Source organism: Dyella sp. PARNA 12/25, from assembly GCF_055702865.1.
This window is the reverse complement of record NZ_JBVQCI010000005.1, coordinates 37,810-50,584: the sequence shown is the minus strand read 5'-3', so window position 1 is coordinate 50,584 and position 12,775 is coordinate 37,810. Positions and strand designations below refer to the sequence as shown.

Sequence of the window (12,775 nt, the reverse complement as noted above, 5' to 3'; positions counted from 1 at the left end):
AATCCGGGGAGTCGTGGGAAAGCCTGATGAAGAAACTGGTCCAGGCCAGCGGCATGGCCGCTGGCGTTATTGATGTTGCCCGACGTGCGTCACGCCCGGTGCGCCACTCGTTGTCATTCGCCACCTTGCTGGCCTTTGGCCTGCTGTCGACGGCACACGCCGACACCAACGACGCCGCTCGGTGGAAAGCCCAGGCCTCCGCTGTCACCGTCACCCGCGACGACTGGGGCATCGCCCATGTCCACGGCAAGACAGACGCCGATGCGGTATTCGGCATGGCGTATACGCAGGCAGAAGACGACTTCAACCGCGTCGAAACCAATTACCTCAACTCGCTCGGTTGGTTGGCAAAGACAGAAGGCGAGCAGGCGATCTGGTCGGATCTGCGTCAGCAGCTGTGGATGGATCCGGCCGAACTGAAGCAGCTCTACACCAAGAGTCCATCGTGGCTGCGTGAGTTGATGGATGCGTGGGCCGATGGCCTCAACTACTACCTCGCCACCCATCCGGACGTGCACCCGCGCGTCATCACGCATTTCGAGCCGTGGATGGCGCTGAGTTTCAGCGAAGGAAGCATCGGTGGTGATATTGAGCGTGTCTCGCTGAAAGAGCTGCAGGCGTTCTATGGCAAGACCACCGACACGGTCGCATTCGTCGATACGCCGTCAAGCTGGGTGGAGCCTACCGGCTCCAACGGTATTGCCATTGCGCCGAAGCTCACAGCAGACGGGCATGCGCTGCTGCTGATCAATCCGCATACCTCGTTCTTCTTCCGCTCCGAACTGCAAATGTCGAGCGACACGGGTCTGGATGTGTATGGCGCGGTGACGTGGGGCCAGTTCTTCATCTATCAGGGCTTCAACCCGCACATCGGCTTTATGCACACCTCGACCACGGCCGATGTGGTGGACGAGTTTGCCGAGACCATCGTTCGCCATGATGACAAGCTGAGTTATCGCTACGGCAAGGACATGCGGCCGGTTACGGCGAAGCGCATCACGGTAGCCTACCGCAAGGCAGATGGTTCCATGGGCGAGCGCACGTTCACCACCTACGCCACGCATCACGGCCCCATCGTGCGCGAGCAAGGCGGCAAGTGGATCGCCACAGCGCTGATGAACAAGCCGATGGAAGCGCTGGAACAAAGCTGGCTGCGCACCAAGGCCTCCGATTTCGCTGGCTTCATGAAAGTCGCCGAGCTCAAGGCCAATTCATCCAACAACACCATCTTCGCCGATGACAAGGGCAACATCGCGTACCTGCATCCGCAGTTCATACCCAAACGCGACAACCACTTCGATTACACCAAGCCCGTCGACGGCAGTGATCCGGCTACCGACTGGCAAGGCCTGCTGCCGCTGGATGCCGCGCCACATCTGCTCAATCCGGCCAACGGCTGGATCATGAATACCAACAACTGGCCGTACTCTGCGGCAGGCGCCAACAGCCCGAAGCGGGAAAACTATCCGCGCTACATGGACAGCGTGGGTGAGAATCCGCGTGGCCTGCATGCCACCAGGGTGCTCAGCGACAAGCGTGACTTCACCCTGGCATCGCTGATCACCGCAGCATTCGACGCGTACCTGCCGGCATTCGCGCGACAGATACCGATCCTTGTCGGTGATTACGACGCGCTGCCCGCCAGCGATCCACTGAAGCAGAAACTCAAAGGCCAGATCGCCCTGCTGCGCAGTTGGGACTATCGATGGGGCATCGCCTCCATGCCCACCTCGCTCGCCGTATTCTGGGGCGACACGCTGTGGGACAAGGTGGACAAGTCGGATGTCTCCGAAAGCCTGTCCGTCTACGACATCATGGCGGAAAAGGCGGGCCCGAAAGCACGCCTCGAAGCGCTGGTCGAGGCTTCTGACCGACTGCAGAAGGATTTCGGCAGCTGGGGCGTGCCCTGGGGTGAGGTGAATCGCTACCAGCGCATCAACGGCGATATCGTGCAACCGTTCGATGATGCCAAGCCGAGCATGCCCGTGCCGTTTACGTCTTCTCGCTGGGGTTCGCTGGCTTCGTTCGGTGCGCATCGCTGGCCAGGCACCCGGCGCTATTACGGCACCAGCGGCAACAGTTTCGTCGCGGTAGTGGAGTTTGGCCACAAGGTGAGTGCCCGCGCCATCACGGCCGGTGGCGAAAGCGGTCACCCAGGGTCGCCGCACTTCGATGATCAAGCCGAGCGCTATACCACTGGTAACCTGCGGGCGGTGTACTTCTGGCCGGAAGATCTGAAGGGACACACAGCGCGGGTCTATCACCCGGGCTCGTGAGTCCCGGCCAACGTCGGAACGTAACGGCCATCCAGACGTCTGCAACCTGATCGTAAGCTACGGACCCCATGCTCTCGCGGCTGGGGTCCATTCACCCTGCTGTCGCAAGTTTTTGAAGGAACATCTCGCTTCAATCCGAAAGACGACCACACTGATCACGAGGGGTAGTGATGAAACGCGTTCTGTGCCTGCTGTTGTCTTTCAGTTGGATGCTTGGTCCGTCGGTCTTCGCTCAAACGTCGCCCGGTTCCATGGACGTGCAATGGGATGCCGGCAAGGCTGACTGCAGCAAGGATGCACCGCGACCTCTGCAGGTGCACCGCTATAACGACAGCACCTACATCCTGCGCGAAAACGTCTGCACCACGTCCGAAGCGCCTTTCATGTATCTGCTGATCGGTGACTCAAAAGCCCTGTTGATCGATACGGGCGACGTCGCTGACGCAAACAAGGTGCCGCTGGCGGCCACCGTCATGCCGCTGCTGCCTTCGGTGCAGGGCGCCAGGATGCCGCTGATTGTGGTGCACACGCACGGGCACCTCGATCACCGCGAGGGCGACGTGCAGTTTGCCTCGATGCCCCATGTGCAGGTCGTCGGCACCGATGTGGATCATGTAAAAGCGTACTTCGGCTTTCCAAAGTGGCCCGAAGGCCTGGCGCAGGTAGATCTTGGCGGACGCGTGGTGGACGTGATTCCCACGCCCGGCCATCACCCGTCGCATGTCACCTATTACGACCGCAATACCGGGCTGGTCTTTATCGGGGATTTCTTCCTGCCGGGCCGGCTGATCATCGACGACGCCGATGCGGATCGCGCCAGCGCGCAGCGCATCGTGGACTTTCTGCGCACGCGGCCCGTGACCTACGTGTTGGGCGGTCACGTAGAGCTCAACCGCCAGGGCGAGCTGGAGGATCTGGGGTCCACCGTTCGCCCGGACGAGCGTCCGCTGCCGCTGAGCAAGGACGACCTGATGAACCTGCCGAAGGTACTCGCGACCTTCAATGGGTTCTACGGCAAGAGCGGCGTGTACGTCATGTACAGCCAGACCCGCGTGCTGCAGGGCCTGGCCGTCGCGGCGGTCATCCTGCTGATCGGTCTGGTGTTGGCGGTGCGCTGGCTGCTTCGTCGCCGCAAGCGTGTCAAGGCCACTAAGTCACCCTGACGGGTCATACGCCGTTGTTTACAGTAGGGTGAACAAAGGGGGGATCTCGCGTGATCGTGGCGCCGTGCGCAACATCGGGCCATCCACCCGTCAGTCTGGCCACCTATTGCCCACGGAGATTTCGCCGCATGCGTTTGCTACCTCTCTTCGCCGCTATGGCGCTGTCTCTTGGTTCAGTGGCCAGCGCCCTTGCCGACGATGCTCCCGCGCCCAAGCGTGTAGCGGTTCGCGCTGCCCATCTTGTTGATGTGCAGACGGGCTCGGTGCGAGACAATCCGCTGGTAATCATCGACGGTGAACAGATCACTGACGTGCGTTATGACGGTCAGGTGCCGGCCGGCGTGAATGTGATCGACCTGGGTGGCGCCACGCTGCTGCCCGGTCTGATCGACTGCCACGTGCATCTCACCGGCGACCCGAGCGCGGTGCAGGGTGATTACTACGAAGCCGTGCTCAAGCGCGGCTCCATCGACGAGGCGATCCTGTCGCCCACGTATGCCAAGCGCACGCTGGACGCGGGCTTCACCACCGTGCGCAACCTTGGTGCCGACGATTATGTGGACGTCGCCTTGCGCAATGCTATCAATCGGGGTGATATCCCCGGTCCTCGCATGTTCGTGTCGGGTCCGCCGCTGGGCGCGACCGGCGGCCATGCCGATGGCACCACGGGCTTCTCACCGATGATTCAGTTCCACGGCGTTGATGGTGTGGCCGACGGCGTGGATGCGATTCGCCATCGCGTACGTGAGAACGTGAAGAACGGCGCCGACGTGATCAAGTTCATGGCGAGCGCAGGGGTGCTCAGCGCCGAAACCTCGGTAGGCGCGCCGCAGTACTCGCAGGAAGAAATGAACGCCCTCGTCGACGAAGCGCATCGCTGGGGCAAAAAAGTGGCGGCGCATGCGCACGGTGCGGAGGCCATCAAGATGGCCATCCGAGCGGGCGTCGACTCCGTCGAGCACAGCAGTTTGATTGACGACGAGGGCCTCAAGCTGGCCAAGCAGCACGGCACTTATCTCGACTTCGACGTCTATAACGACGATTACATTCTCAGTGAGTACGCCAAGAAGGGTTTCCCGGCCAGCACCGTTGAGAAAGAGAAAATGGTGGGTCGCCTGCAGCGCGAGAATTTCCAGCGCGCGGTCAAGGCCGGCGAAAAGCTCGCCTTCGGCACCGATGCCGGCGTTTACCCGCACGGCTGGAACGGCAAGCAGTTCGCCACCATGACCCAGTGGGGCATGACGCCGATGCAGGCCATCCAGGCCGCTACCGTCAACGCCGCCGATCTGCTGGGCATGAAAGGAAAGTTGGGCGCCGTCGCGCCGGGCTACTACGCCGACCTCGTCGCAGTAAACGGCAACCCGCTCAGCGATATCGCGCAACTCCAGCACGTTGCCTTCGTGATGAAGGGCGGCGAGGTGGACAAGAACGAGATCAAGCGCTGATCTTTGCGACCATCGAGGGTGTGATGTGAACAGACAGTGCCTTTGGCGTGGTCTTCGCCAAAGGCACACTGTGGCTGTGTTGTGATACTTGCGGTGTTTCGCGCTTGCTGCATCGGAGGCGACCATGGCAAAGCTCGACCATCTGACGATTGCCGTTCGCAACTGCCGTGCGTCGGGCGAATGGTATGTACACACACTCGGACTTCGCCCCGAGTTTGAAGTGCCGGATCAGGTGATTGCCTTGCAGGACGAGGGTGACTTCACGCTGTTCGTGGAAGAAGCTCCGTCGCCGGTCTTGGAGCCATCCTGCGTGCTGTATTTCCAAGTGCACGATGTCGATGCGCTCCATCAAAAGCTCGCGTCGGCACAGCAAGTCGACGTGGCATACCCGCCGGGCCGGCAGTTCTGGGGCTACGGCATGGAGTTGATGGACCCCGACGGCTATCGGGTTCGCGTGTGGGATGCCAAGAGCATGAGCGAGCAGGGTGGCGCGTAACCGCGTTGCTCGTCGAAGCTACTTCACCGGTTCGGCCAACGGTTTGCCTTTGTCGACGATCCAGGTGGAAAGGGCCACACCGCCATCGCCGCCGGGAGCCGCGGCGAGACTGTGCACGGCGCCGCGTGGATTGAAGAAGTGATCGCCGGCCTTGAGTACGCGATCGGGTTGTCCGCGCGTCTTCAGTATCAGGTTGCCTTTCAGCACGTAGCCCGATTCGTCGCCCGGATGCACATGCCAGCCAACCACGGTGCCCGCGGGCAGTTCGGCAGTGCCGATCACGATCACCTTGTCCGGCACGTTGCTCTGGTCGTGCTGATCCAGAATGGTGCGCTTCGGTTGCGCCGCGCCTGGCTGGGCGTCCTGTGCCAAAGCGCTGGCTCCCAGGGTGGTTGCAACGAGCAGTGCAGTGGTCGCGATGAAGCGAGCGGACATAGCGGCGTCCTCGATGCTGAATCGGAGTCCGCGCATTGTGCGCACCGCGGCGTGACCGGGCCGCGAAGCGTGGCTCATCAGTTGCTGGCGGGTTCCAGCGACACCAGTTGGCGACGCATCACCTCGGTGGCGTCCTCACGACCCAGCGTGAGCGCCGCCTGGATGTCGGTGGCTGCCGTGCAGTTCCAGGTGGACACCGGCACGCGCCTGCTCGGCTGCAGGTAGTGACGCCCGCGATAGCGAAACAACATCGGCAGCTTGGGGTAGTAGCGGGTAAGCAGCACCAGGGTGGTTGCTCTCGCCGCTGCTGCTTCGGGCAACACCGGCACGCTGTCGAGGTAGCCACCATCCATGGCCACGCCTCCCGCCACCAGCTGCGCGGGAAGAAAAGGTGGCGCCGCTGCGGCTGCCAGCAACAAGGTCTGCGCCTCAGCCAGCGTGGCGCACTGCTGCAGCCCCACAAACTCCTGGCGCAAGCCGAGCATGCGCGGCAGGCGAGGGTGCAGGCGATTCCACACAAACTTGTCCACCAGGTAAGCGCAGGTGCCCGCCACCATCGAACCTTTCAGGCCCAGGGTGCGGGCGGGCCGTGTCAGCGCCACCATCAGTTGTTGTGGCGCTTCACGCACGGCGTCGAACGTACCGTCGTTGACGAAGGACGCGAGCCAGGCCGGGTAAACGCGGTGATGGGCAAACCGCCACTGCCGCATCGAACGGCCGCGCCACTCGAAAAGGCGCGGTGTTTCACTAAACAGCTGTCGGCACGAGTCAAAGGCGCGCTGCAGCCCGTCACTGGTGAGTGCTGCGGCTGCCACGGCGGCTCCCGCGCTGGTGCCGACCAGGGTCGGGGGCAGGCGCCAGCCGCGTTTCATCCAGTCGGAGACCATCGCCGCCTGCCACCAGCAACGGTTGCCGCCGCCGGCGAAGACCAGCGTTTCGATCTGGGGCAAATGCAGGCGTTGTACTGCCTCGACGTGCATGCTGTTTCGCGGATAACGGATAAGTCCGCAAGGATGGCGGCGCTTGGCGGAGGACTCAAGGGCGAAGCGTCGCGCTAGCCCAAAAAAGGATAGGCCCCCTTTCGGGGGCCTATGGGCCGGAACTAGGGGGGCGACCGGCCCGGGTGCCGCTCGTTCGTGGAAACGACCGGCATGCGTAGATTGCCGCAAAGCGCCGGGCGACCTGTGTAAGCGAACGCCTACTTGCTTGGTAGGAACTGGGATCGTCTTGTGTCGGCTCGCCTGAGTTCGATGCAAATTCATTGCGTACGCACGGTGCCATCGCCGATACCGAGGCAAAGACGTGCAGGCCATGTGAAGAAAGAACGATGCGCGCAACGACGTTGATCGGCTTCGCGCTTCTCGTCGAGCCGAGGGTTGCTCAGCCGCTGAGCTAATCGAACGTCAGTGATATAGCCGTGCAGAAAAAGCAGGTCGGTCCATAACGAACGAATGGGTGGTCTCCAGCTTCAGTCAACAGTGTCGCCGGTCAGCGGCGTGGCGAGCATCGAGGGACGTTGCACAAAGGCGCGGTACCACTCGGCGAGGTGCGGTCGGTTTGATTCGAAGTCGGGTAGCTCACGAAACGCCAGCCAGCTCAACGCCGTGGCCAGCGCGATCTGGCCGATGTCGATGCCGTCCGAAGGCGGCGCAACGGCCCATTCGCGTTCCAGAAAATCGTAAGAGGCCACCAGCTTCTCGATCTGGCCATCGCGCATGGCCGGGTAGCGCAACGCTTCGGGACGTCGCACCGTTTCATGGCGCACGGCAATGCCCGCATCGCACAGGCCCTGGGCAAGTGCTTGCAGACGAAGGCTGCGCCATCGTTCGCGCGGATCATCGGGAATCAGTTTCGGGCCCGCGTGCAGGCCGTCCAGGTATTCACAGATCACACTGGAGTCGAACAGGGTCGTGCCGTCGTCGAGTACCAGCACCGGCACCTTGCCTAGCGGGTTCACGCGAAATACCTCGTCATTGCGCCAAGTGGGGCTGGTTTCGTGGTGCACCACGCGGAGACGATCGGCGAGGTCGGCCTCATGGGCCATCACCAGCACCTTGCGGGCATAGGGGGAGTGGGTCTGATAGAGGAGTTGCATGGGCTCGGCAGGTGGGGCGGGTATGCGCATTCTGGCCGGCTCAGGCGCGGTTGAGCCGCGTATTGGCATGTTTTGTCGTTGCCGGGCCGCAGCTTTTGCCGTATCAATGCGGCATGGCGACTGACTACCTGCTGGACGATTTCGATCGGGAAATCCTGCGCTGGGTACAGCGCGACGCGCGTGCCACCGGGGAGGACATCGGTGCGCACATCGGCCTGTCGGCGGCTGCTGTGCAGCGCCGGCTGAAGCAGCTGCGCAAGATAGGCGTGATCACCGCCGAGGTGGCGATAGTGAATCCGACCGCTGTGGGGCAGATGATGGCCTTCATTGTGGGTGTGGAGCTGGAGCGTGAGCGCGTCGATATGCTCGACGCTTTTCGCGGCGCAGCGCGCGCTGACCCCAATGTGCAGCAGTGCTACTACGTGACGGGCGAGGCGGATTTCGTGCTTATTGTCACCGCAAAAGACATGGACGATTTCGAGGTGTTCACTCGCCGGCTGTTGTTCGACAACGCCAACATTCGCCGCTTCACCACGCAAGTGGTGATGGCGCGCGACAAGGTGGGCAGCAGCGTGCCGGTGTAATGCCGTACCGCGCGGCCCTCGCAGGGACCGCGCGGTACATGCAGGTTACACGTTGACCATGTGCATGCCGGCTTCGGTATAGCGGCTGCCGGCGATAGCTTCAGGCGGGAACACCGCATCGATCGCGGCCAGCTCGCCCGCACTCAGCGACACATCGAGCGCGCCCAGGTTTTCATCCAGACGATCGCGACGCTTGGTGCCCGGAATGGCCAGCACGTCCTTGCCCTGTGCCAACACCCAGGCCAGCGCCAGCTGTGCGGGCGTGCAGCCCTTGTCGGCGGCCAGCGCCTTCACCTTCTCCACCAGCTCCAGATTGCGGAAGAAGTTCTCGCCCTGGAAGCGTGGCGACTGGCGACGGTAGTCGTCTGCGTCGAAGTCATCAGGGCTGGCGAACGCACCGGTCAGGAAGCCGCGGCCGAGTGGGGAATACGCCACCAGCGACGTACCCAGCTTGCGGCAGGCGTCGAGCATGCCGTTCTGCTGCGGGTCGCGCGTCCACAGTGAAAACTCCACCTGCAGCGCGGCGATGGGGTGCACCTTGCTGGCGCGCTCCAGGGTGGCGGCGGAGGCCTCGGACAGGCCCAGGTAACGCACCTTGCCGGCCTTCACCAGCTCGGCCATGGCGCCCACGGTTTCCTCGATGGCTACGCTGGGATCGACACGATGCTGGTAGTACAGGTCGATGTGGTCGACGCCCAGGCGCTTGAGGCTGGCGTCACAGGAGGCACGCACGTATTCCGGGCTGCCGTTGACGCCGCGCGCCGTCGGGTTGCTGGGGTCGCGCATGATGCCGAACTTGGTGGCGACGAAGGCCTGATCACGACGATCGGCAATCGCCTTGCCCACCAGCTGTTCGTTGGTATGCGGGCCATACATGTCGGCGGTATCGAGCAGATTGAGGCCGCGTTCCAGCGCATGGTGAATGGTGGCGATGGATTCGGCGTCGTCACGACTGCCGTAGAAATCGCTCATGCCCATGCAGCCGAGGCCGAGGGCGGAGACGAGGGGACCGTGTTGGCCGAGCTGTCGCTTCTGCATGGGGATGTCCTTGGTGAGTGGGTGGGGCATGGGGCGCATTCTTCGCCATGGCAGGCTTCCGATAAATACTCAATAATCGCCATCTCTGTTGTTGAAATCGCCAACAATCAGCCGGGAGCCTTATGGACCGTCTGCAAGCCATGCGGGTTTTCACGCGCATCGTCGAGCTGGGCAGCTTCACTCGCGCCGCCGATGACCTCGACCTGCCGCGCGCCACCCTCACACACACCGTCAAGCGGCTGGAAGAACGCCTCGGCGCGCACCTGCTGCAGCGAACCACGCGCAGCGTAAGACCCACCCGCGACGGCGAGGTCTACTACAACCACTGCTTGCGTTTGCTGGCCGATCTCGATGCGGTGGAGGCGGACTTCCGCGAAGCTGCCGTGGTGCCCAAGGGCAGGCTGCGCATTGATCTCGCGTCATCGCTGGCGCGCAGCCTGGTGGTGCCGGCTTTGCCGGATTTCTTTGCGCGCTATCCGCAGATCGAACTGGATATCGGCACCAGCGATCGTTTCGTGGATCTGGTGCGCGAGGGCGTGGACTGCGTACTGCGCGCGGGTGAGCTTGCCGACTCCACCATGATCGGTCGCCGTGTGGCGAATCTGTCGCAAGTCACCGTAGCCAGCGCGGACTATGTGCGCCGGCATGGTCTGCCGCAGACCCTGGCCGATCTGCAGAACGGCCACCGGGCGGTGAACTGGGCATCGCCGACCACGCGTCGTACGTCGGCGCTGGAGTTCATGCAGGGGCGTCGCATGCACGAGGTGATGCTGCCCGCGCAGGTCACGGTCAGTGGCACCGAGGCCTATCTCGGTTGCTGCGAAGCGGGACTAGGTATCGCACAGTTCCCGCGCTATCGCGTCGTTGATGCACTGGCCAAAGGGGGGCTGGTCGAGCTTCTGCCGACGACACCGCCACCGATCTTGCCGCTGACCGTGCTTTACCAGGCGCAACGGCAGTTGCCGCTGCGCCTGCGTGTGTTCATCGATTGGGTTGGTGAGCTGTTGCGCGACTTGCCCTGAGCTCTATCGCCTACCACCGTCATCCCGGCTTATGCCGGGATGACGGTGGTGATAGCCAGTGCGTTAGTGAGCGTAAGCGGGTTGGCGGCTGATGCCTGACTCGGTGCGCAACGCATTCGCATCCATCAGCTTGCCGTCCATCAAGACGAGGTCGGTGTGGCGCAGATCGCCAATCTTGGTTGCAGGATTGCCATCGACCAGCACCAGGTCCGCTGCCTTGCCGACATGGATGCTGCCGGTGCGATCGTCCGCACCCACCAGATGCGCGGTTGCCACGGTAGCGGTGGCCAAGGCCTCTTCGGTGGTCAGGCCGGCCTGCACATACAGTTCGAGCTCGCGCACGATCTCCATGCCGGAGCCGTCGGTGCCGGCCACGATAGGCACACCAGCCTTGTGCAGCGCGCTCACCAGGGCCTGCAGCTTGGCGAAGCTGGCGCGGTAGTCCGCGCGGGTAAGGTCCTTCGGCACGGCGAAGCCGCCTGAGCGGAAGTTGCGTTCGACGGCAGGCGGCAGGCTGCCCTGGAAGGGTGCATAGGCCGGTGAAAGGTCGCCATTGTCCGGCACGTAGAGGCTTTCAAACGCCACCAGCGTGGGATCGACGGTGATCTTGCGCCTGGCCAGCGTCGCGATAAGCGACTTCATCGGGTCTTTGTCGAGATCGACGTCCTTGGCGTAGCGCCCAGGCCCTTCGAAACGCGCCATGCCGTTGGACACTTTCACCACGGAATCGGGCATCGCCTGCATCATCACGAAGTTGATGTGGGTGATCTCGTCATAGCCATCGGCAACGGCGTCGGCGGGGCGCATACCGGCGGGGATGTGACCGTGCACGTGCAGGCCCAGCTTGTGCGCCTCCGCGACTGTGGCCGGTACCCAGGCAGGATTGAAGGTGCCGTAGAGCTTGATGGCGTCGAAGCCATCGGCCTTGGCCTTGCGCACCAACGCGAGCGCTTCATCCTGCGAAGTGGCGACACTGCCCACCTGTGCCGTGAACGGGCCCTTCCCGTCGATCAGCATGGAGGGATAAACCCGTGGCCCAAGCAGCTCGCCCTTTGCCCGGCGGCTGGCGCGCGACAGGGTCAGGGTGTTGATGTTGCCGGGGTCCCTCACCGAGGTGATGCCTAGCGACAGCAGCATGGGGCCGGAGAAATCGTCCCCGACGTGCTGATGCGAATCCCAAAGGCCGGGCACCAGGGTCTTGCCGGTGCCATCGATGATCTGTGCATTCTTCGGCACCGTAATCGATGCGGCAGGCCCCACCTGCGTGATCACACCCTTGTCGATCACCACCGTTTGGCCGTCCATAAAGTGCGCGCCATCAACGAAGGCGCGTACATGAGTGAATGCGACCGGGCTTGCCGGTGTCTTGAGCAGTTTCGGCACCAGCGACTTGGCATGCTCAGCCATCGCGTCCGACTGCGCTTTCTCCAACACAACCTGCGCATTCTCATATCCCGTCGGCATCCAGGAAAGGAAACTAACGAAGGCGAAGAACTTGCCCGCGTCATCGGTCCAGACGGGCACAGGGGTGTTGTTGACGCCGGTGACCAGGTACGCCTTGACGGTCTTCTTATTCGCGCCGTCGCCGACCGTTGCGGTGGTGAGCGGTTCAATACGCGCCTGGCCACCCGGTAGCAGCAACAGCGAATGATCCGGCGATGCCAGTAATTTTTCGGTGAGATCGGCGGTGAGAGACATCGGCCCGCCAAAGGGATTGTAGTCAGCCGGTGAGCTATAGGCCACGGCGCCCGAATCCACCGGGCTCTTCCACGCGGCCTTGCTTGCCTTGATGTCGAACGTTTCGGCGGCATCACCCTGCGGTGTGCGTCCACGAATGACGACGTGATCGTACATGCCGTCCTTGCCGAGCGTGGCGCGGCTATCCACTTCCGTCACCATGCCGCGCAACAGCATGCTTTCGCGTCCCATGAGCGTGCCGTCAGCGGCCGTCCAGCGTTCGGACGTGCCATGCCTGCCGGCCGTGGACACGATGGTGAAGTGCTGTGCGTTGGCCGGTGGCTTGGCCAACTGTTCGGTAGGCGTAGGGGCGGGGGTATCTGCGAAGCAAGGAAGTGCGAGGCACAGGGCGAACACAACAAACGGGGCACGCATAGGTAAGCCTCCGACAGGGGTTCTCTGCGGAGTATCGTCGTGCGACTGATGCCGCAACAGTCCCCGATAGGGGGTACTGATGGCATAGGCCGGTCGCCACTTGGCGGCC

General features: G+C 62.9%; 11 protein-coding genes. 6 read left to right on the top strand and 5 right to left on the bottom strand.

Annotated elements, in window-relative coordinates; translation table 11 throughout:
- Window positions 1-53 precede the first annotated feature (53 nt).
- The 4 genes from AC0GUR_RS12060 to AC0GUR_RS12045 all read left to right on the top strand — a co-directional run bounded on the left by AC0GUR_RS12060 (window position 54) and on the right by AC0GUR_RS12045 (window position 5,380).
- Window positions 54-2,276 (top strand): penicillin acylase family protein, encoded by a 2,223-nt coding sequence (locus AC0GUR_RS12060; protein WP_472877916.1) that lies wholly within the window; start codon window positions 54-56, stop codon window positions 2,274-2,276.
- A gap of 170 nt (window positions 2,277-2,446) precedes the next feature.
- Window positions 2,447-3,439 carry an MBL fold metallo-hydrolase gene (locus tag AC0GUR_RS12055; RefSeq protein WP_472877730.1) on the top strand — a complete coding sequence of 331 codons (993 nt, stop codon included), beginning with the start codon at window positions 2,447-2,449 and terminating at the stop codon, window positions 3,437-3,439.
- A gap of 128 nt (window positions 3,440-3,567) precedes the next feature.
- Entirely contained in the window at window positions 3,568-4,884 is a 1,317-nt protein-coding gene (locus tag AC0GUR_RS12050; protein ID WP_472877729.1) for a Xaa-Pro dipeptidase, read from the top strand.
- A gap of 124 nt (window positions 4,885-5,008) precedes the next feature.
- Window positions 5,009-5,380 (top strand): VOC family protein, encoded by a 372-nt coding sequence (locus tag AC0GUR_RS12045; protein ID WP_472877728.1) that lies wholly within the window; start codon window positions 5,009-5,011, stop codon window positions 5,378-5,380.
- An 18-nt stretch (window positions 5,381-5,398) separates the two neighbouring features.
- On the opposite strand, the gene AC0GUR_RS12040 is transcribed toward AC0GUR_RS12045, so the two are convergent.
- From AC0GUR_RS12040 to AC0GUR_RS12030, 3 genes are all read right to left on the bottom strand, one after another.
- Complete coding sequence (locus AC0GUR_RS12040) at window positions 5,399-5,815, bottom strand: cupin domain-containing protein (RefSeq protein WP_472877727.1); 417 nt, start codon at window positions 5,813-5,815, stop codon at window positions 5,399-5,401.
- Window positions 5,816-5,892: 77 nt separating this feature from the next.
- The gene (locus tag AC0GUR_RS12035) at window positions 5,893-6,795 is read right to left on the bottom strand and encodes a patatin-like phospholipase family protein (RefSeq protein WP_472877726.1); all 903 of its coding nucleotides are present in this window, start codon (window positions 6,793-6,795) and stop codon (window positions 5,893-5,895) included.
- 488 nt (window positions 6,796-7,283) lie between these two features.
- A complete protein-coding gene (locus AC0GUR_RS12030; protein ID WP_472877725.1) occupies window positions 7,284-7,910 on the bottom strand; it encodes a glutathione S-transferase family protein in 627 nt (208 codons plus the stop codon).
- Window positions 7,911-8,023: 113 nt separating this feature from the next.
- Here AC0GUR_RS12030 and AC0GUR_RS12025 point away from each other — a divergent pair, with 113 nt between their 5' ends.
- Window positions 8,024-8,494: an Lrp/AsnC family transcriptional regulator gene (locus AC0GUR_RS12025; RefSeq protein WP_472877724.1), complete on the top strand. Its 471-nt coding sequence runs from the start codon at window positions 8,024-8,026 to the stop codon at window positions 8,492-8,494.
- A 45-nt stretch (window positions 8,495-8,539) separates the two neighbouring features.
- Here the strand turns inward: AC0GUR_RS12025 and AC0GUR_RS12020 are convergent, their stop codons facing one another.
- On the bottom strand, window positions 8,540-9,532 hold the full coding sequence (locus tag AC0GUR_RS12020; RefSeq protein ID WP_472877915.1) for an aldo/keto reductase: 993 nt from the start codon (window positions 9,530-9,532) through the stop codon (window positions 8,540-8,542).
- Between the two features lie 122 nt (window positions 9,533-9,654).
- On the opposite strand from AC0GUR_RS12020, the gene AC0GUR_RS12015 reads away from it, so the two are divergent.
- Window positions 9,655-10,554 (top strand): LysR family transcriptional regulator, encoded by a 900-nt coding sequence (locus AC0GUR_RS12015; protein WP_472877723.1) that lies wholly within the window; start codon window positions 9,655-9,657, stop codon window positions 10,552-10,554.
- A gap of 63 nt (window positions 10,555-10,617) precedes the next feature.
- Here AC0GUR_RS12015 and AC0GUR_RS12010 read toward each other — a convergent pair whose 3' ends face one another.
- Window positions 10,618-12,666, bottom strand: a complete 2,049-nt coding sequence (locus AC0GUR_RS12010; RefSeq protein ID WP_472877722.1) for an amidohydrolase family protein — start codon at window positions 12,664-12,666, stop codon at window positions 10,618-10,620.
- Between the last annotated feature and the right edge of the window lie 109 nt (window positions 12,667-12,775).